This window comes from Halomonas sp. NCCP-2165 (genome assembly GCF_023708045.1).
In the GTDB taxonomy this organism is placed as follows: Bacteria; Pseudomonadota; Gammaproteobacteria; order Pseudomonadales; family Halomonadaceae; genus Bisbaumannia; species Bisbaumannia pacifica.
Genome location: NZ_BRCY01000005.1, coordinates 37,172 through 55,487 on the forward strand (window position 1 = coordinate 37,172; position 18,316 = coordinate 55,487).

Consider the following 18,316-nt stretch of genomic DNA (forward strand, 5'->3'; position numbering starts at 1 on the left):
TCCCAGCGAGGCATCATCGGGAGAGGCAGGAATGAGCGAGGCGATTCGGCGGATCCTGGTGCCCGTGGACGCCAGCCCCACCAGCCGTGCCGCGGTGCGGCTGGCCGGAGAGCTGGCGACCCGCTGGCGGGCCACCCTCGAGCTGACCCATGTGCGCCCCCTCTATCCCGCCGAGCTGAGCGATATCCCCGCCAATCGGCTCGGCGAGGCGGATCACGATCACCAGGCGCTGAACGGCGGCGAGGAGGCGGCCTTTCGCCATGCCCGGGAGGCCCTGGGCGAAGACTTCTCGGCCCCCCTGGTGGAGGTCACCCTGCGCGAGCGGGACCTGGTGCATCACCTGGCCCGGGACCTGCTGGCGCACCTGCGCCGCCATGACCACGCCCTGCTGGTAGCGGGGCTGCCCGGCCCCCCCGGCCATCTGCTGGCCGGCCTCGGCGACACCCTGCTGCACAAGGCGACCTGCCCCGTGGCGGTGGTCCGCGCCGATCTGCCCCCGGTGGCGGGTATCGACCGCCTGCTGCTGCCGCTGGACGGCTCCTCCCATAGCGACCGGGCCGCACGGCTGGCCGCCGACCTGGCGATCAGCGGCGACCTGCCGGTGACCCTGCTGCACTGCGCCAGCGGATCACAGGACGGCGACGGCGACTGGCGCTTCGCCCGGGCCCTCCGCCACTTCGCCGACTCGCTCGACGTCGAGACCCGCTCGCTGGTGGACGCCTCGCCGGCGCGGGGCCTGCTCGCCGAGATCCGCCGCCGCGGGGGCCGTCCCCTGGTGGTGATGGGACGCCGCGGCCTGGGGCAGTGGCGGGAACGACTACTGGGCAGCGTCAGTCGACGCCTGATCGCCGAGGCGCCCTGTCCGGTGCTGGTGGTCACCGACAGGGAGTAAGTCCTAGAAGAGTCCCTCGATATGCCCCTGGCCATCCAGCCCCATGCCCTGAGCCGCCGGCTCCCGGGGCAGCCCCGGCAGGGTCAGGATCTCGCCGCACAGCGCCACCACGAAACCGGCCCCGGCGCTGAGGCGAGCCTCGCGAATGCTCAGGCGGTGCCCCTCGGGGGCACCCAGGCACCGGGGGTCGTCGCTGAAGCTGAAGGGCGTCTTGGCGATGCACACCGGCAAGTGGCCGTAGCCCGCCGCGGTAAAGCGGGCCAGCTGCTCCCGGGCGGCGGGGCTCAGATCGATGCCCACGGCGCCATACAGCTCCCGGGCGATGCACTCGAGTTTCTCCGCCAGGGGCAGGTCATCGCCGTAGAGGGGTGCCACCCTCGGTGCCTCGCCCTGCAACCGGGAGACCACCTCGGCGGCCAGGGTCTCGGCACCGGCGCCGCCCTCGGCCCAGTGGCGACAGGTCACCACCGTCGCCCCCAGGTCCCGACCATGGGCCTCCACCCGGGCCAGCTCCGCGGCGCTGTCCCCGGCGAAGACATTCAGCGCCACCACCGGCTCCAGGCCGAAGCGCCGCAGGATGGAAAGGTGTCGATCGAGATTGGCCAGGCCGGCCTCCAGGGCCCCGGCATCGGGCTCGCCCAGGGCCTCCCGGGCGGCGCCGCCGTGGTACTTCAGCGCCCGCAGGGTGGCCACCAGCACGGCGGCATCCGGGTAGAGCCCCGCCTGACGCCCCTTGATATCGATAAACTTCTCGGCGCCCAGGTCGGCGCCGAAGCCCGCCTCGGTGACCACCACCTCGGATAGCGCCAGGGCCGCCCGGGTGGCCGCCAGGGAGTTGCAGCCATGGGCGATATTGCCGAAGGGACCGCCATGGACGAAGGCCGGGTTATGCTCCAGGGTCTGCACCAGGTTGGGCTGGAAGGCCTCCTTGAGCAGCACCGCCATGGCCCCCTGGGCCTCCAGGTCGGCGGCGGTCACCGGCGTATCGTCGCGCCGCCAGGCCACCACGATGCGCCCCAGGCGCCGTTCCAGGTCGTCGAGGTCCTCCGCCAGGCAGAGGATCGCCATCACCTCGGAGGCGGCGGTGATCTCGAAGCCGCTCTCCCGGGGCACCGCCCGGGAGTCGGTGCCGCCACCGACCTCGATCCGGCGCAAGGCCCGGTCGTTCATGTCCAGCACCCGGGTCCACACCACCCGCTCGGGGTCGATGGCCAGGGCGTTACCCCAGTAGAGGTGGTTGTCGAGCAGGGCGGCGAGCAGGTTATGGGCGGCGGTGATGGCGTGAAAGTCGCCGGTGAAGTGTAGGTTGATCGCCTCCATGGGCCCCACCTGGGCCCGGCCACCGCCGGCGGCGCCGCCCTTGAGACCGAAGCAGGGGCCCAGGGAGGGCTCGCGCAGGCACACCGCGGCGCTGATGCCACGCCGATTGAGGGCATCGCAGAGCCCGACGCTGGTGGTGGTCTTGCCTTCGCCGGCGGGGGTGGGGCTCATGGCGCTGACCAGCACCAAACGCCCGGGGGGCCGCTCGCCGAGGCTGGCGAGGGTGGCATGGCTGAGCTTGGCGATCTGGTGACCGTACGGAATCAGCGCCTCGGCGGCGAGCCCCAGGCGCTGCTCGGCCAGGGGCAGGATGGGGCGCAAGGGCGTGGCCCGGGCGATGGCCAGGTCGCCGTCGTCCGGGGCCGCCGCCAGGGCCAGCCCATGGGGAGTCGTCATCATCGCCACTCCTGCGCTCGGGCGATGGGCGCCATGCCCACCGCGGGGCTTTCCCTAAGCCTGTGCCAGCCGTCCAGGCTCCGCCTTCACGGTCGCGACAGCGGGCTATCCCTGGGCGACGTCGCACGCCTCGGACAGGATCAGGCGCTGCCCTCGAGCAGCCGGCAGGACGCCGCCCCCGGGTCTCCGTCTCCGAAGATCCGGGGGCTCAGGCCACCCCTTCGTAGGCGCCCTTCAGGCGATAGAACTCCGCCACGATGGCCTCCATGGCCTCGGCGTCGTAATCGCGCAGGCCGCTGACCACCAGCTTCTTGGAGCCGCGCCCCAGGGGCCCGTCGGCGCCACTCAAGGCGAACTCCAGGCGCACATCGCCACGCTTGCCGTTCACCTCCAGGGACGAATCGGAGAGTGCCAGGGAGGGTTCGCGCACGTCCAGGCGCTCCAGTTCGAAGCCCATGCTGTCGTAGATCACCAGGGGACGCTGGGGATTGAACATCACCCCCTGGGCCTCCATCAGCGGCTTCAGATAATGGGGGAAATTCTTGCCGGAGAAGGCCACATAACGCCGGGTAAAGGCCTCGATCACCGCCTCGTCATGGGTGATCTCGCCATCGCGCTCCACCTCCAGGTAGAGCTTGCCGGCCTCGTCGGTGACGCGAATCAGGCCATCGTCATCGAGATTCAAAGCCAGGGGGACGCCGGCACCCACCATGCTGCGGAAATGGAAGACCATGCGCTGGGAGAGGCCGAAGCGCATCAGAACCAGGGCGAAGAGCAGGTCACCCGGCACGCAGAAACGCCGGGCGTCCGGGTTATGAATGGGGTTGTAGTCCCCGGCCACCCCCTTGGCGAAGTGGCTGGCCTGGTCGGCGGAAATGCAGATCCGATCATCCCTGACCGAATGAAACTCATCAAGAAACATGTCAACTCTGCCTAATCGATCGGCTCTCGCCACGTTCTAGCCGCCGCGGCGGCCCGAAACTTCGTTTGTAACACAGGGCGGCGCGTCGTGCATGGCCGGAAAAGCCGCCATTACCGACCAAGTGCCAAGCCCTTGACAGGGCGCAACATGCTAGCATCGGAATCCTCTATTTACTGCGCCTAATAAGGATAAATTCACCCATGCGACTCGCCTTCTCTCCCCACCCTGTCTTCGGACTGACCCTGGGGGCACTGGCCTTGCTGGCCAGCCCCCTGGCCCTGGCCGCCGCTGGCCCCCTGGATCTCACCAACTCCATGGTCGGCGGCATAGCCCTGGTCTTCTTCGTGCTCGCCTACCTGCTGGTGATGGGCGAGGAATTCCTCAAGATGCGCAAGTCCAAGCCGGTGCTGGTGGCGGCGGGCATCATCTGGGCCCTGGTGGGCTGGGTCTATGTGCAGGCCGGCCAGCCCCAGGCGGCGGAAGATGCCTTCCGCCATACCCTGCTGGAGTTCACCGAGCTGATGCTCTTCCTGCTGGTGGCGATGACCTATATCAACGCCATGGACGAGCGCCGGGTCTTCGATGCCCTGCGCGCCTGGATGCTGGAGCGCGGCTTCAGCTACCGCAGCCTGTTCTGGATCACCGGCTCCCTGGCCTTCGTGATCTCGCCCATCGCCGATAACCTGACCACGGCGCTGCTGATGTGTGCCGTGGTCACCAAGGTGGCGGAAGGCGACCACCGCTTTATCAACCTGTGCTGCGTGAACATCGTGGTGGCGGCCAACGCCGGCGGTGCCTTCAGCCCCTTCGGCGATATCACCACCCTGATGGTCTGGCAGGCGGGCATGGTCAAGTTCTACGAGTTCTTCGACCTGCTGCTGCCGTCGCTGGTCAACTACCTGGTGCCGGCGGTGGCCATGAGCTTCTTCGTCAAGAAGCACCACCCGGCCCCTCACGATGAGCATGTCGAGCTCAAGCGCGGCGCGCGGCGCATCATCGCCCTCTTCCTGCTCACCGTGGCCAGCGCCGTGGCCTGCCATACCCTGCTGCACCTGCCGCCGGTGCTGGGCATGATGACCGGCCTGGGCTACCTGCAGTTCTTCGGCTATTACCTGCGCCGCTCCCTCGGCCGCTCCCTGGCCCGCAAGCGCGATATCGCCGTGCGCCGTGGCGATCAGCGCGCCCTGGAACGCCTGGGCAGCGTGGTGCCCTTCGATGTCTTCAACCGTATCGCCCGGGCCGAGTGGGACACCCTGCTGTTCTTCTACGGGGTGGTGATGTGCGTCGGCGGCCTGGGCTTCATGGGCTACCTGAGCCTGCTCTCCGAGCTGCTCTATACCCAGTGGGATGCCACCTGGGCGAATATCGCCCTGGGCCTGATGTCGGCGGTGATCGACAATATCCCGGTGATGTTCGCGGTGCTGACCATGGAGCCGGAGATGTCCCACGGCCACTGGCTGCTGATTACCCTCACCGCCGGGGTCGGCGGCAGTTTGCTGTCGGTGGGCTCCGCCGCCGGGGTCGCGGTGATGGGCCAGGCCCGCGGCTCCTACACTTTCATGGGACACCTGCGCTGGTCGCCGATCATCCTGCTCGGCTATGTGGCCAGCATCCTGCTCCACCTGTGGCTCAACGACGCCAGCTTCAGCCTCTATAACGGCCACTGAGTCGCGGCCTAACGGCGACCGCGTCGGGAGTGCCCGGGCCGGATCAGCTTGACTCTAGCCTTGGCGCGCTTGCGCGGCGGCGTCTCGCCGGGAGGCAGAGCCGGGTCGCCGGGGGGCGTGCCGGGGGCGGTGACCACCCAGGCGAAGGTGGGCAGCGACAGTCGCCAGTAGATGGCCGCCAGGCGCAGCCCCAGGGTCAGGGCGATGGCCAGGCTCACGCCGAGCCACTGAACCACCCCCAGGCCATGGAGCAGCACATAGGCACTGCCGCCGAGAATCGCCGCGGTGGCATAGATCTCCTGGCGCAGCACCATGGGCACGCGCCGCGCCAGGACATCGCGGATCATGCCCCCGGCCACCCCGGTCATCATCCCCATCAGCACCGCCACGATGCCCGGGGCCTCCAGGAGCAGCGCCTTGTGGGCGCCGAGCACCGTGAACAACGCCAGGCCGAAGGCGTCGGTGACCGGCAGGAAGGTGCGGGTCAGGCGGTGGATATAGCGAAAGCCGAGGATCGACAGCGCCACCGTGGTGAGGATCACCCACAGGTAAGTGGGGTCCTCCACCCAGAACACCGGCCGCACCCCCAGCACCAGGTCGCGCAGGGTGCCGCCGCCGATGCCGGTCACCGCCGCCAGCACCAGCATGCCGAAGGGGTCCATCCGCGAGCGGCAGGCGAGAATCACCCCGGTCAGGGCGAAGACGATCACCCCGGCCATGTCCAGCCAATAGATCCAACCGGTCACCCTGCCTTCCTCCCTCGCCCGCTACGGCTACTGATAGGTCACCACCAGGAAGCACACCAGCTCCTGGTCTCCGCTATTCTCGATAGTGTGGTCGAGGTCGGCGTGATAGTGCGCCGAATCACCGGGGCCCAGCAGGCTGACGTTGTCCCCTGCCAGTATCCGCGCCCGTCCCTGGGTCACGCTGAGCAGTTCCCGGGTGCCCTCGAAGTGGGGCGCGCTGGAGAGCCGAGCCCCCGGAGAGAGACGGATCTCGTAGAACTCCACCGACTTCTCCATATGCAGCGGCGAGAGGGTACGGATGCGGCACTCCCGATCGTCGCGGAACAGCTGGTTGGCGTCGTCGCTGCGCACCACCTCGATGCGCGAGGCGGTCCAGGGTTGGTCGACCAGTTCGCCGATGCTCAGGCCGAAGGCCTGGGCGATGCGCAGGGTCACCGCCAGGGTGGGGTTGGCCCGGCCGCGCTCGATCTGGCTGAGCATGGAGCGGCTGACCCCGGAGGCCGCCGCCAGTTGATCCAAGGTCAGGCCGCGCTTCTTGCGCAGCTCGATTACCCGGCCGGAGAGCACCTGGCTGCCCAGGTCGCCGGGGCGCTCGCCCGGGCGCGATGCGGGAGGCGACGTGGCCGTCATCGGGTGTCCTCCATGGAACGCAACATACAAAATACTGGAATAATTTCTTGCATAACGGAATACATCTGCAATACTGGAATTTATTCTCGTATCTTAAACCTCCTGATCGGGAATGCCAGGGAATTTAGGGGCCATCTCAGTTGATGGCTGAGGGGCGCTGGGGACAGGCCGAAGCGAAGCGTCTTTTTCATGGGTAAGGAGCACTGCTCCGAACGGGTAAGCCATGGATGGCTTACCCAGGCCCTGGAAGCGGAGCAGGATAGCGTAGCTTCGCAGGAAAAAGTCGAGCGCCCAGGGATGGGTTTACCGCGTCTTCGCGGAGTGCCTGCCCCCAGGGTAGCCCCGGGCCTCAACGAAAGCCCTGAGGGAAATCACCTGCCCAAGGAGACACCATGAAGGCATTGGTCAAGCGCGAGGCCGCACCCGGCCTCTGGCTGGAAGAGGTTCCCGAGCCCCAGGTGGGCATCAATGACGTGCTCATCCGCGTCAAGCGCACCGCCATCTGCGGCACCGACCTGCACATCTACCAGTGGGACGCCTGGGCCCGGCAGACCATCCCCACCCCCATGGTGGTGGGCCACGAGTTCGTCGGCGAAATCGTCGAGGTGGGCTCCAACGTCAACGACTTCAAGCCGGGCCAACTGGTCTCCGGCGAGGGTCATGTGGTGTGCGGGCGCTGCCGCAACTGCCTGGCCGGGCGCCGCCACCTGTGCGCCCACACCAGCGGCATCGGCGTCAATCGCCCCGGCGCCTTCGCCGAATACCTGGCCCTGCCCATGTCCAATGTCTGGGAGCATCGCCCGGGCATCGACCTGGACGTGGCGGCGCTCTTCGACCCCTTCGGCAACGCCGTGCATACCGCCCTGCAGTTCGAGCTGCTGGGCGAGGACGTGCTGATCACCGGGGCCGGCCCCATCGGCGCCATGGCCGCGGCGGTGTGTCGCCATGCCGGGGCCCGCCATGTGGTGGTCACCGACCTCAACCCGGAGCGCCTGGCCCTGGCCCGACGCCTGGGTGCCACCCGCACCGTGGACGTGCGCCACGAGACCCTCGCCGAGGTGCAGCGCGACCTGGGCATGGCCGAGGGCTTCGACGTGGGCCTGGAGATGAGCGGCAGCCCCGAGGCCTTCCGCGACCTGCTGGCCAACCTCTGCCACGGCGGCAAGGTGGCCATGCTGGGTATCCCCAGCGAGGCCATGGCCATCGACTGGAACACGGTGATCTTCAATATGCTGACCATCAAGGGCATCTATGGCCGGGAGATGTACGAGACCTGGTACAAGATGTCGGTGATGATCGAGTCGGGGCTGGATATCTCCCCGGTGATCACCCACCGCCTGCCCTACCGGGAGTTTCAGCAGGGCTTCGACGCCATGCTCGACGGCTCCGCGGGCAAGGTGGTGCTGAACTGGGAGTAGCCTGGTTGGGAGGGACTCTCCGGGGGGAGGACTCGCGAAGACGCGGTAAACCCTTCCCTGGGCGCTCGACTTTTTCCTGCGAAGCTACGCTATCCTGCTCCGCTTCCAGGGCCTGGGTAAGCCATCCATGGCTTACCCGTTCGGAGCAGTGCTCCTTACCCATGAAAAAGACGCTTCGCTCTGCCCTCCCCCGGCGTCCCACACCAGAGCTTTGCTGCCTTACCAATCTTGCTGCCTTACCAATAACAGGGAGATAGGGCTATGTACGGCGATTTCCGCCAGCACCTGCGCCAACAGCTCGAGGCCATCGAGGCCGCCGGCCTGACCAAGCAGGAGCGATTGATCACCACCCCCCAGGGCGCCCATGTGGGCCTCGACTCGGGCCGCGAGGTACTCAACCTCTGTGCCAACAACTACCTGGGCCTGGCCCAGCACCCGCGAGTCACCGCCGCCGCCCGGGCCGGCTTAGATACCTGGGGCTATGGCCTGGCCTCGGTGCGCTTTATCTGCGGCACCCAGAGCCTGCACAAGCAGCTGGAGCAGAAACTCAGCGACTTCCTGGGCACCGAGGAGACCATCCTCTACCCCTCCTGCTTCGACGCCAACGGCGGCCTCTTCGAGACCCTGCTGGGTCCCGAGGACGCGGTGATCTCCGACGAACTCAACCACGCCAGCATCATCGACGGCATCCGCCTGTGCAAGGCCAGCCGCTATCGCTACCGCAACAACGACATGGCCGACCTGGAGGCCCAGCTCCAGGAGGCGGACCGCCGCGGTGCCCGCTTCAAGCTGATCAGCACCGACGGCGTCTTCTCCATGGACGGCTATATCGCCCGCCTCGACGAGATCTGCGACCTGGCCGAACGCTACGGCGCCCTGGTCCACTTCGACGACTGCCACGCCACCGGCTTCCTCGGCGCCGGCGGCCGCGGCACCCACGAGTACCGGGGCTGCATGGATCGGGTGGACATCATCACCGGCACCCTGGGCAAGGCCCTGGGCGGCGCCAGCGGCGGCTACACCAGCGGCCGCCGGGAGGTGGTGGAGCTGCTGCGTCAGCGCTCGCGCCCCTACCTCTTCTCCAATACCGTGGCGCCGCCGGTGGTGGCCGGGGCTCTCGAGGCCCTGACACTGGTCAGCGAATCCAGCGAGCTGCGGGATCGCCTGGCGGAGAACACCCGCGTCTTCCGCGCCGGCCTCGAGGATCTCGGCTTCGAGCTGCTGCCCGGCGAGCACCCCATCGTCCCGGTGATGCTCCACGACGCCGCCCTGGCGGCGCGCTTCGCCGAGGCGATGCTCGAAGAAGGCATCTATGTGGTGGCCTTCTCCTACCCGGTGGTGCCCCAGGGCAAGGCGCGCATCCGCACCCAGGTCTCCGCGGCCCTCTCCCGGGACGACCTGGAGGCCGCCCTGGCGGCCTTCGGTCGCGTCAAAGAGCGGCTGGGGCTCTAAGCCGCCCGGGGCGACGACCACCCGGTCGCGTCAAAGAGCGGATGGGGCTCTAAGCCGCCCGGGGCGACGATCACCCGGCCGGGTCGAGGCGCGGCCGGGACTCTAGGAGGCTGTCGGGCTCGATGCCGGCGGCGTGCAACAACGCCACTCCCAGAACTTCTATGCTGTAGATACGACAACCCGACCGGGTGCCGCCCGTCACTGGCGCCATACCCAGGGCGAGGCGACTCACCTGGTGGGGAGGGTATCGTGATCCGCGTGGAAGGCGTGACCAAACTGTTCGGTCCCGACCCGACCTCGGCGCTGGCCCGGCTGAAGGCGGGCCAGGGCAAGGCCGAGCTTCAGGCCGAGAGCGGCCATGTGCTGGGGGTCAACGACGTCAGTTTCGCCCTGGAGCCCGGCGAGGTCTTCGTGATCATGGGGCTCTCCGGCAGCGGCAAGTCGACCCTGATCCGCTGCATCAATCGCCTGATCGAGCCCACCGCCGGGCGCATCTTCCTGGAGGTCCCGGAGACGGGGCGCGAGGAGATCACCGGCGCCTCCCCCGAGCGACTGCGACGCCTGCGCCGCCGCCATCTGAGCATGGTCTTCCAGCACTTCGCCCTCTTCCCCCACCGCTCGGTGCGCTCCAACGTGGCCTATGGCCTGGAGATTCAGGGCATGGCGACCGATGAGCGCTGCCGCCGCGCCCAGGAGGTGCTGGCGATGGTCGGCCTGGACGACTGGGGTGACGCCTACCCCCAGACCCTCTCCGGCGGCATGCAGCAGCGGGTGGGGCTGGCCCGGGCCCTGGCCACCGAGGCCCGGGTACTGCTGATGGACGAACCCTTCTCGGCCCTGGACCCACTGATCAAGGTCACCATGCAGCAGGAGCTGAAGAAACTGCAGGCGCGGCTGGGGCGCACCATCCTCTTTATCACCCACGACCTGGACGAGGCGATGCGCCTGGGGGATCGCATCGCCATCATGGAGGACGGCGCCATCGTCCAGTTGGGCACCCCGGAACAGATCCTGGTCAATCCCCGCACCGACTATGTGGCGCGCTTCGTGGAGCATGCCGATCCCACCGCGGTGATCAGCGCCGGTACCATCGCCCTGCCCCTCACCGATGGCGCCTTCACTCGCCAGGGGGAGCGGGACGGGCTGCGGCTGCTAGGGCATCGCGACCATCCCGACCTGCGCCTGGGGCTGGACGACACGGGGCGGCTGCGGGGCGCCTGGCGGGACCTGGTCCCCCTGACCCTGGGCGAGCTGGACGAGGCCCTGACGGCCCCTCCCCCCGACCGCCCCCGGGACGACCTGCTGCTGAGCTGCCCCCGTAAGGAGGTGCTGCGCCGGGTGCTGCGCGGCCGGTTGCACAGTGGCCTGCCGCTGCTGGTCACCGAGGAGGGGCGCCTGACGGGGCTGATCGACGAGCCCCAGTTGATCCACGGCATCCTGGAGAAGCGCGGCCCCCGCGCCGAGGAGGCGACCGCATGAACGAGTTGCTGGAATTCCTGCGCCTGCTGATCACCGATCCCTTCGGCCTCCTCGAGGCCCTGCCGATGCGCCAGTGGATCACCGAGGCGGTGAACTGGGTGGTGGCCAACTTTCGCGATTTCTTCCGCGGCTATGTGAGCCCGCCGGTGCAGTCGGTGATGCAGACCACCCAATGGGCCCTGGGCGGCATTCCCCCCGGCCTCTTCCTGGTCGGCATCTTCCTGATCGGCTGGCGGTCGGCCTCCTGGCGGGTCGGCCTCTTCGCCTTCGCGGCCTTCGCCCTGGTGGGCTTCATGGGGGTCTGGGACGCCCTGATCGAGACCCTCTCCCTGGTGGTCACCGCGGTGCTGTTCTGCGTGGCCATCGGCCTGCCCCTGGGCATCCTCTGCTCCCGCAGCGACCGCTTCGCCACCCTGATGCGCCCGCTGCTGGACATCATGCAGACCACGCCGCCCTTCGTGTACCTGGTGCCGGCGGTGATGCTGTTCAGCATCGGCAACGTGCCGGGGTTGATCGCCACCATCATCTTCGCCATGCCACCGATGATCCGCCTCACCAACCTGGGCATCCGCCAGGTCAGCCAGGAGTATATCGAGGCCGCCGAGGCCTTCGGCTCCACGCCCCGCCAGATCCTCTGGAAGGTGCAGTTTCCGCTGGCCCTGCCGACCCTGATGGCGGGGCTCAATCAGACCATCATGCTGTCGCTGTCGATGGTAGTGATCGCCGCCATCATCGGCGCCGGCGGCCTCGGCCTCGAGGTCTACGCCGGCCTGGAGCGGCTCAATATCGGCCAGGCCTTCGTCGGCGGCATCGGCATCGTGCTGCTGGCCATGGTGCTCGACCGAATCACCCAAGGCCTGGGCGACAAGGCGCCGGGCCGGGCGCCCGACGAGCGCCCCTGATCGTCAGAGGAGGTGTGCCATGAAAGACATCATCCATCGAACCCGCCCCCTGAAGTGGGCCCTGCTGGCCGCCGCCGCGGCCTATGCCCTCGGCGCCACCGACAACGCCGCCGCCGAGGAACCCGGAGCGGGCGTCAGCGTGCAGCCGGCGGTGGCGACCTGGACCTCGGCGGTGCCGGTGAGCTGGATCTTCGTCGAGCTGCTGGAGGCGCTCGGCTACGAGGTCCAGGATCCCATCGCCCTCTCCAACCCGGTGGCCTACCTGGCCATCGCCGAGGGCGACGCCGACTACTGGCCCAACGGCTGGTTCCCGCTCCACGACCCGCAGCTGCCCGACGGCTTCCACGACGCCGCCACCCTCTTCGAGGCCCACTGCGGTGCCTGCGGTATCCAGGGCTACCTGGCGGACAGCGCCGCCGTGGAGGCCCATGGCATCACCGGCATCGATGACTTCACCCGCGACGAGGTGAAGGCCGCCTTCGACGCCACCGGCGACGGCAAGGCGGATCTCTTCGGCTGCCCCCCGGGCTGGGGCTGTCACGAGGCCATCAACGCCATGCTCGACCGCTTCGAGCTGCACGAGCATATCCACCACGTGGACGCGGGCTATGCCGCCAACTTCGCCGAGGTACTGTCACGGATCCAGAACGGCGAGCCGGCCCTCTACTACACCTGGGGCCCCAGCGCCTGGCTGCTGGCCCTGACGCCCGGCGAGGAGGTGATGTGGATCAATGCCCCGGGCATCGTCAGCGACGAGGCGGAACGCGCCGAGGACGTGAGTGGAGCGGTGAGCGACCCCATCGAGATGGGCTTCGTGGCCGCCGATATCCGCGTGGCCGCCAATAACGCCTTCCTCGAGGCCAACCCGGCGGCCGCCGAACTGTTCCGCCGGGTACGCCTGCCGCTGGCCTGGATCAGCGAGGTGGACAACGCCATGAGCGAGCAGGAGCTTACCGACGACCAGGTACGGCCCCTGGCCGCGGAATGGATCGAGGCCAACCGCGCCAGCGTCGACGCCTGGCTGGAGGCGGCCCGGGCCGCGGCCGAGTGACGCGCTCGCCCGAGCCTCACCCCGGGCTTCCCGGTCCGTTGCGTTACGTGTCCCAGCGCAGCGGGCCGGCCTCGCCGGGAGACGCCTCCGCTTCGCCGCGGGGCGTCTCCAGCTCCAGCCGCGCCCGCTCCACCAGGGACTCCGGGAGCTCCCGTTTCACCGCCACCCCCAGCTCGGCGAAGTCGGCGGCCTGCTTGACCAGGTTGCCCTTGCCGTTGACCAGCTGCCCCAGGGCCTGGTCGTAGCTGCCGCGGGCGCCGTCCAGCTTGCGCCCCACCTCCTCCATGCTGACCAGGAAGGTGCGCAGCTTGGCATGGAAGCGCTCGGCGCGGCCGGCCAGTTCGGCGCTGTGCCGGCTCTGGTCCTCGAAGCGCCATAGCTGGCGAACGATATTCAGGCTGGTCAGCAGGGTGGTGGGGGTGGCCACCAGGACGTTCTTCTCCAGGGCCCGCTGGAAGAGGGTCTCGTCGGCCTTGAGGGCCTCCACATAGGCGGACTCCACCGGCACGAACATCACCACCACCTCCGGGGAGTTGAGCCCCGGCAGGTCGTAGTAGTGGCGCTCGGCCAGCTCGTCGATGCGCGCCGCCATGGCCCGGCAGTGCTCCGCCAGAGCCTCCCGGCGCTGCGCCTCCTCCTCGGCGTTGACGTAGCGCACATAGGCCACCAGGGAGGTCTTGGCATCGATCACCAGGTGACGCCCCTGGGGCAGGTAGACGATGGCGTCCGGGCGCCGCCGGCCCGCCTCGGTGGCGATGCTCACCTCGCGGCGGTAGTCCTTGCCCAGGCGCAGGCCGGAGCCATCGAGGACGTTCTCCAGCATCAGCTCGCCCCAGTTGCCCTGGACCTTCTTCTGGCCCTGGAGGGCCTGGGTCAGGCGCTGGGCCTGGTCGGTGATCTCGCGGTTGAGGGACTGCAGCTGCTGCAGCTCGGTGCGCAGCTGGATACGCTGCTCGCTCTCCTGGCGCTGGATGCTGGCCACCTGGTCACGAAAGCCCTTCATCTCGCTGTGCAGCGGCTGCAACAGGCCCTGGATGCGCTGCTGGGAGAGCTCGCCGAAGGCCCGCCCCTTGCGCTCCAGCACCTCGTTGGCCAGGGTCTCGAACTCCCGGGTCAGCTGGCTACGGCTCTCCCGGAGCAGGGCCAGCTGTTCCTGGAAGTGCTGCTCCTTGAGGGCCAGATGCTCGGTGAGGCGCTCGCGCTCCTGGCGCAGCTCCTGCTCGCCCTGCTGGGCGCGGGCCAGGCGGGTCTCGAGGTCCTGCTGGGTCTCCCGGGCCGCGGCCAGGGCCTCCCGGGCGGCGTCCCGCTGCGCCTCGAGGCGCGCCTGGGACTCCCGGGCCATGCCCAGGCGGCGAGCCGCGACCGCCCCGGCCAGGCCGGCCGCCAGCAGGGCCCCGACGAGGCCCGCCAGGAGGCTAGAGAGCAGGGGATCGAAGGTCATCGCGGCATCCTTATCGTGGGGTTCCCGCCCCATGGTAGGCGAGGCGCCGCCGCTCGGGAATGGCTGGCCGTTGAAGCCCTCCCGCCTCGGACCTGCAATACTCAAGCCAATACCCCCTTCCGGCCCGGAGACTCCCCATGCGCCCCCTGCTTACCGCCCTCGCCCTGCTCTGCGCCCTGTGGCTCGCCGGCTGCACGGTCAACACCTACCCCGACGGCAGCCGCGATACCGAATGGGGCGCCCCGGACTCCGACGAGCCACCCACCCGCCAGGAACGCCGTGACCAGTGATGGGCATCGGCCGCCATTGGACGTAAAATAGTCAATGCATCGATCGAATGGAGAAACGGCATGCAGGGCATCTCAGTAGAGGCCAAGAAAGCCTATTTTGCTCGGGTAAGGAAAGGTAACTTTGCCGAGAGCCTGCGTCTCGAAGGCATCGAGGCGCCCTCTGCCGGGAAGTACGCCACCAAGGCCGAGATAATTCGCCACTACCGGCAGATCAGTCGCTCGCGGTAATTGGCCTCACGTGGATAAGTACGGCACCGACCAGGATCCCTACTGCTATCCAGGCACTCAGGTACTGCGCAACCGCCTGGGTATCGAGGATGCCGCCCAACTGGTCGAGGCCGAAAAGCATCTCTCCCTGGGGGCCGCCCAGGCCATCGAATTCGAGCCTCCTCCCTACGACTTACCCTATCTTTGCAGACTCCACCGCCAACTCTTCGGCGACCTCTATGAATGGGCGGGAGAACTCCGCACCATCGATATCGCCAAGCAGGACACGCGTTTCTGTACTGCCTCGCGAATCGCGCCCGAAGCCAACAAGCTCTTCGCCTCCCTTGAGCAAGCCGATTACTTCACTCGCCTCCCTCGGCCCGCCCTGGTCGAGGCCGTTGCCGAGTTCTATGGTGACCTCAACGTGGTGCATCCCTTCCGGGAGGGGAATGGCCGGGCGCAACGCCTGCTCTTCGAGCACCTGATCATTAACTGCGGTTACGAGATTTCCTGGGCCGGGCTCGATCGCACGGCCTGGGTGGAAGCCAACATCCTGGCCTATTACGCCGACTATGAGGCCCTAGGGGGGATCTTCGAGCGCTGCATCGGCGACCCTATCGTGTGATCCCCCCACGCCAAGGGCCCCGCCTCGAGACTCGAGGCGGGGCCCTTGGCGTTTACCGGCGGGCGATCAGGCCTGCTGGAAGGGGTAGACGCTGCCGATGGCGAGCAGTCGGGTCAGCTCGTCCAGGGCGGTCAGGGTCTCCTCGGCCAGCTGCGGGTCGGCCAGATCCTCCGGGGCCAAGCGGTCCCGGTAGTGGCGCTCGACCCAGGCGGTCAGGTCGCCGTGCAGGCCGTCATCGAGCAGCACTCGGCCGCTGAGGGCCGCGCGCTCCGCCGCGGAGAGGGCGACCCGCAGGCGCAGGCAGGCAGGGCCGCCGCCGTTGCGCATGCTCTGCTTGACGTCCTTGACCAGCACCTCGTTGATCGGGTTGGGGCCGGCGATCAGCAGGTCCTGGATGGTGCGCCATACCGCCTCGTTCTCCTGGCACTCGCCGGGCACCACCAGGGTCATGGAACCGTCCGGGTTGGAGAGCAGCTGGGAGTTGAAGAGGTAGGAGGCCACCGCGTCCTCCATGCTCACCGCCTCCTTGGGCACCCGCACCGGGATCAGCGGGGTGGCCATCTTGGCGCGCAGCTCGTCGAGGGTGCCCTGCTCGTCGAGGAAGGCCATCTCGTGATAGAGCAGCACCGGGCCATTGCCCACCGCGATCACGTCGTTATGGAAGACGCCGGCATCGATGGCGTCCGGGTGCTGCTGGGCGAACACCGTCTGGGCCTCGCCGAGGCCGTGCTGACGGGCCACCGCCTGGCTCGCCTCCAGGGTCTGGCGGGCCGGGTAGCGCTTGGGCTCGACGCCCTCACCGAAGGCCCGACGACCATAGACGAAGAGGTGCACCCCGGGCTCGCCGTGGCCGGCGCCGAGGCGGGTGTGGTTGGCCGCGCCCTCGTCGGAGAAGGCCGGGGTGGCCGGCAGCACCGGGTGGTGGGCGAAGTGCGCCTCGTCCTTGAAGATGGCCGCCAGCACCCGGCCGGTGGTCTCCGGCTCCAGGTAACGGTGGAAGCTGGACTGCAGGTTGGCCGGGGTGAAGTGCACCCGACCGTCCGGGGCGTCGACGCTGGGGGTCACGGTGCCGGCATTGGCGGTCCACATGCTGGAGGCGGAGCAGACCGCCCGCAGGAGCTGAGGCGCCTCCTTGGCGGCCCGGGCCAGCACCTCCCGGGTGCTGCCGCTGAAGCCCAGGGCGCGCAGGGCGCCCAGGTCGGGACGCTGCTGGGGCGGCAGCACGCCCTGGGCGTAGCCGGCGTCCATCAGCGACTTCATCTTGCCCAGGCCCTGGAGGGCCCCCTCCCGAGGATTGGAGACCAGGCCGCCATGGGACATGGAGGCCACGTTGCCATGGGCCAGGCCGGAGTAGTTATGGGTCGGCCCCACCAGGCCATCGAAATTGACTTCGAGCACGCTCACAGCGACACCCCCGGAGGAAGAGAGTCGGGCAGCGCCAGGTCGTCGGCCTCCACCGAGGCCACCGGATAGGCGCAGTAGTCCGCCGCATAGTAGGCGCTCGGGCGGTGGTTGCCGCTGTCGCCGACGCCGCCGAAGGGGGCATCCCCGGAGGCGCCGGTGGTCTGGCGGTTCCAGTTGACGATGCCGGCGCGGATGCGCAGCAGGAAGTCGTCCCAGTCGCCGCGCTCGCCGCCGATCAGGCCGGCGGAGAGGCCGTAGCGGGTGTCGTTGGCCAGGCGCAGGGCCTCGTCCCAGTCGCGGTAGCGATACACCTTGAGCAGCGGGCCGAAGTGCTCCTCGTCGGGCACCGGCAGGCCGGTGACATCGATCAGCGCCGGGCTCAGCAGGCTGGTGTTTTCCTCCAGGCGCTGCATCCGCGAGAGCACCGTCCCGCCCAGGGCCTCCAGCTCGTCCTGGGCCTTGAGCAGGCCGTCGGCGGCGGCCACGCTGACCAGGCCGCCGTAGAAGGGGGCGGGCTCGCTGAACTGGCCGGCCACCCGCAGCTTGTCGATGGCCGAGACCAGGGCCTCGATCAGGCGATCGCCCACCTCGCCCTCGGGCACCATCAGGCGCCGGGCGCAGGTGCAGCGCTGGCCGCCGGAGAGGAAGGCGGACTGCAGGATGGTCAGCACGGCGGCATCCTGATCCGGCACGTCCTTGATCACCAGGGGATTGTTGCCGCCCAGCTCCAGGGCGAGGATCTTGTCCAGTTGGCCGGCAAACTGCTTGTGCAGCAGGCCGCCCACCTTGGCGCTACCGGTGAACAGCAGGCCGTCGATATCCGGCGCCGAGGCCAGGGCCTGGCCCACCGGGGCCGCGCCCTGCACCAGGTTGATGACGCCGTCGGGCAGGCCCGCCTCGCGCCAGCACTGCAGGGCCAGGTCGGCGGTCAGCGGGGTCTGCTCGCTGGGCTTGAAGACCACGGTATTGCCGGCCAGCAGCGCCGGCACCATGTGCCCGTTGGGCAGGTGGCCGGGGAAGTTGTAGGGGCCGAAGACCGCCATCACCCCGTGGGGCCGATGGCGCAGCACCGCCTTGGCGTCGCCCAGGTCGCGCTGACGCTCGCCGGTGCGCTCCTCGTAGGCGCGAAGCGACAGGGCCACCTTGCCGATCATGGCGCCCACCTCGGTGCGCGCCTCCCACAGCGGCTTGCCGGTCTCGCCGGCGATGGCCGTGGCCAGGGCTTCCCGGTGACGCTCCAGCACTTCGCGGAAGCGTTCCACCAGCGCCTGGCGCTCGGCGAAGGGTGTCCTGGCCCAGGCCGGGAAGGCGGCGCGGGCGGCGGCCACCGCCGCCTCCACCTGGGCGGGGCTGGCACAGCGGCCCTCCCAGAGGGCCTGGCCGGACACCGGGTCGGTCTTGGCAAGCGCCTCCGCTTCGCCGTCGAGCCAGGTGCCGCCGATCAACTGCTGCTGCTTGGCCTGCATGCGTGTCT

17 protein-coding genes are annotated in these 18,316 nt (G+C 68.9%); 10 read left to right on the plus strand and 7 right to left on the minus strand.

Translation table 11 applies throughout. From position 1 onward, the window contains the following. Nucleotides 1-31: 31 nt before the first annotated feature. Entirely contained in the window at nucleotides 32-892 is an 861-nt protein-coding gene (locus tag NFU04_RS03985; RefSeq protein WP_251308209.1) for a universal stress protein, read from the plus strand. Nucleotides 893-895: 3 nt separating this feature from the next. On the opposite strand, the gene NFU04_RS03990 is transcribed toward NFU04_RS03985, so the two are convergent. Together NFU04_RS03990 and NFU04_RS03995 are read right to left on the minus strand one after the other, a co-directional pair. Then, nucleotides 896-2,611 carry a formate--tetrahydrofolate ligase gene (locus NFU04_RS03990; RefSeq protein ID WP_251308210.1) on the minus strand — a complete coding sequence of 572 codons (1,716 nt, stop codon included), beginning with the start codon at nucleotides 2,609-2,611 and terminating at the stop codon, nucleotides 896-898. 205 nt (nucleotides 2,612-2,816) lie between these two features. Then, nucleotides 2,817-3,530, minus strand: a complete 714-nt coding sequence (locus NFU04_RS03995) for a DUF3581 domain-containing protein (protein ID WP_251308211.1) — start codon at nucleotides 3,528-3,530, stop codon at nucleotides 2,817-2,819. 200 nt (nucleotides 3,531-3,730) lie between these two features. On the opposite strand from NFU04_RS03995, the gene nhaD reads away from it, so the two are divergent. Beyond that, nucleotides 3,731-5,197 (plus strand): sodium:proton antiporter NhaD, encoded by a 1,467-nt coding sequence (gene nhaD / locus NFU04_RS04000; RefSeq protein WP_251308212.1) that lies wholly within the window; start codon nucleotides 3,731-3,733, stop codon nucleotides 5,195-5,197. 8 nt (nucleotides 5,198-5,205) lie between these two features. Here nhaD and NFU04_RS04005 read toward each other — a convergent pair whose 3' ends face one another. Continuing rightward, nucleotides 5,206-5,943: a trimeric intracellular cation channel family protein gene (locus tag NFU04_RS04005; RefSeq protein WP_251308213.1), complete on the minus strand. Its 738-nt coding sequence runs from the start codon at nucleotides 5,941-5,943 to the stop codon at nucleotides 5,206-5,208. A gap of 27 nt (nucleotides 5,944-5,970) precedes the next feature. After that, nucleotides 5,971-6,573, minus strand: a complete 603-nt coding sequence (locus NFU04_RS04010; RefSeq protein WP_251308214.1) for a helix-turn-helix domain-containing protein — start codon at nucleotides 6,571-6,573, stop codon at nucleotides 5,971-5,973. A gap of 392 nt (nucleotides 6,574-6,965) precedes the next feature. On the opposite strand from NFU04_RS04010, the gene tdh reads away from it, so the two are divergent. From tdh to proX, 5 genes are all read left to right on the plus strand, one after another. Further along, nucleotides 6,966-7,991 (plus strand): L-threonine 3-dehydrogenase, encoded by a 1,026-nt coding sequence (gene tdh / locus NFU04_RS04015; protein ID WP_251308215.1) that lies wholly within the window; start codon nucleotides 6,966-6,968, stop codon nucleotides 7,989-7,991. Between the two features lie 261 nt (nucleotides 7,992-8,252). Then, nucleotides 8,253-9,443, plus strand: coding sequence for a glycine C-acetyltransferase (gene kbl / locus NFU04_RS04020; RefSeq protein ID WP_251308216.1), 1,191 nt, complete (start codon nucleotides 8,253-8,255; stop codon nucleotides 9,441-9,443). 249 nt (nucleotides 9,444-9,692) lie between these two features. Further along, entirely contained in the window at nucleotides 9,693-10,922 is a 1,230-nt protein-coding gene (locus NFU04_RS04025) for a quaternary amine ABC transporter ATP-binding protein (RefSeq protein ID WP_251308217.1), read from the plus strand. Further along, entirely contained in the window at nucleotides 10,919-11,824 is a 906-nt protein-coding gene (locus NFU04_RS04030; protein ID WP_251308218.1) for an ABC transporter permease, read from the plus strand. The genes NFU04_RS04025 and NFU04_RS04030 overlap by 4 nt, the downstream gene beginning before the upstream one ends. Before the next feature lie 19 nt (nucleotides 11,825-11,843). Next, complete coding sequence (gene proX / locus NFU04_RS04035) at nucleotides 11,844-12,875, plus strand: glycine betaine/L-proline ABC transporter substrate-binding protein ProX (RefSeq protein ID WP_251308219.1); 1,032 nt, start codon at nucleotides 11,844-11,846, stop codon at nucleotides 12,873-12,875. A gap of 43 nt (nucleotides 12,876-12,918) precedes the next feature. Here the strand turns inward: proX and NFU04_RS04040 are convergent, their stop codons facing one another. Next, the gene (locus NFU04_RS04040; RefSeq protein WP_251308220.1) at nucleotides 12,919-14,316 is read right to left on the minus strand and encodes a DNA recombination protein RmuC; all 1,398 of its coding nucleotides are present in this window, start codon (nucleotides 14,314-14,316) and stop codon (nucleotides 12,919-12,921) included. A 137-nt stretch (nucleotides 14,317-14,453) separates the two neighbouring features. On the opposite strand from NFU04_RS04040, the gene NFU04_RS04045 reads away from it, so the two are divergent. Genes NFU04_RS04045 through NFU04_RS04055 form a run of 3 tightly spaced genes read left to right on the plus strand, consistent with a single transcriptional unit; the run spans nucleotide 14,454 to nucleotide 15,438 of the window. Beyond that, nucleotides 14,454-14,606, plus strand: coding sequence for a hypothetical protein (locus NFU04_RS04045; RefSeq protein WP_251308221.1), 153 nt, complete (start codon nucleotides 14,454-14,456; stop codon nucleotides 14,604-14,606). A 60-nt stretch (nucleotides 14,607-14,666) separates the two neighbouring features. Next, the gene (locus NFU04_RS04050; RefSeq protein WP_251308222.1) at nucleotides 14,667-14,834 is read left to right on the plus strand and encodes a YhfG family protein; all 168 of its coding nucleotides are present in this window, start codon (nucleotides 14,667-14,669) and stop codon (nucleotides 14,832-14,834) included. Nucleotides 14,835-14,844: 10 nt separating this feature from the next. Next, a complete protein-coding gene (locus NFU04_RS04055) occupies nucleotides 14,845-15,438 on the plus strand; it encodes a putative adenosine monophosphate-protein transferase Fic (protein WP_251308223.1) in 594 nt (197 codons plus the stop codon). A 66-nt stretch (nucleotides 15,439-15,504) separates the two neighbouring features. On the opposite strand, the gene astB is transcribed toward NFU04_RS04055, so the two are convergent. Then, a complete protein-coding gene (gene astB, locus NFU04_RS04060; protein WP_251308224.1) occupies nucleotides 15,505-16,842 on the minus strand; it encodes an N-succinylarginine dihydrolase in 1,338 nt (445 codons plus the stop codon). After that, the gene (gene astD, locus NFU04_RS04065) at nucleotides 16,839-18,308 is read right to left on the minus strand and encodes a succinylglutamate-semialdehyde dehydrogenase (RefSeq protein ID WP_251308225.1); all 1,470 of its coding nucleotides are present in this window, start codon (nucleotides 18,306-18,308) and stop codon (nucleotides 16,839-16,841) included. The genes astB and astD overlap by 4 nt, the downstream gene beginning before the upstream one ends. Nucleotides 18,309-18,316 lie beyond the last annotated feature (8 nt).

Excerpts from the sequence above, each read along its gene's own strand:
- NFU04_RS03985 (WP_251308209.1), top strand. The coding sequence starts at position 32 with ATGAGCGAGGCGATTCGGCGGATCCTGGTGCCCGTGGACGCCAGCCCC.
- NFU04_RS03990 (WP_251308210.1), bottom strand. The coding sequence starts at position 2,611 with ATGATGACGACTCCCCATGGGCTGGCCCTGGCGGCGGCCCCGGACGAC.
- NFU04_RS03995 (WP_251308211.1), bottom strand. The coding sequence starts at position 3,530 with ATGTTTCTTGATGAGTTTCATTCGGTCAGGGATGATCGGATCTGCATT.
- nhaD (WP_251308212.1), top strand. The coding sequence starts at position 3,731 with ATGCGACTCGCCTTCTCTCCCCACCCTGTCTTCGGACTGACCCTGGGG.
- NFU04_RS04010 (WP_251308214.1), bottom strand. The coding sequence starts at position 6,573 with ATGACGGCCACGTCGCCTCCCGCATCGCGCCCGGGCGAGCGCCCCGGC.
- tdh (WP_251308215.1), top strand. The coding sequence starts at position 6,966 with ATGAAGGCATTGGTCAAGCGCGAGGCCGCACCCGGCCTCTGGCTGGAA.
- kbl (WP_251308216.1), top strand. The coding sequence starts at position 8,253 with ATGTACGGCGATTTCCGCCAGCACCTGCGCCAACAGCTCGAGGCCATC.
- NFU04_RS04030 (WP_251308218.1), top strand. The coding sequence starts at position 10,919 with ATGAACGAGTTGCTGGAATTCCTGCGCCTGCTGATCACCGATCCCTTC.
- proX (WP_251308219.1), top strand. The coding sequence starts at position 11,844 with ATGAAAGACATCATCCATCGAACCCGCCCCCTGAAGTGGGCCCTGCTG.
- NFU04_RS04040 (WP_251308220.1), bottom strand. The coding sequence starts at position 14,316 with ATGACCTTCGATCCCCTGCTCTCTAGCCTCCTGGCGGGCCTCGTCGGG.
- NFU04_RS04045 (WP_251308221.1), top strand. The coding sequence starts at position 14,454 with ATGCGCCCCCTGCTTACCGCCCTCGCCCTGCTCTGCGCCCTGTGGCTC.
- NFU04_RS04050 (WP_251308222.1), top strand. The coding sequence starts at position 14,667 with ATGCAGGGCATCTCAGTAGAGGCCAAGAAAGCCTATTTTGCTCGGGTA.
- astD (WP_251308225.1), bottom strand. The coding sequence starts at position 18,308 with ATGCAGGCCAAGCAGCAGCAGTTGATCGGCGGCACCTGGCTCGACGGC.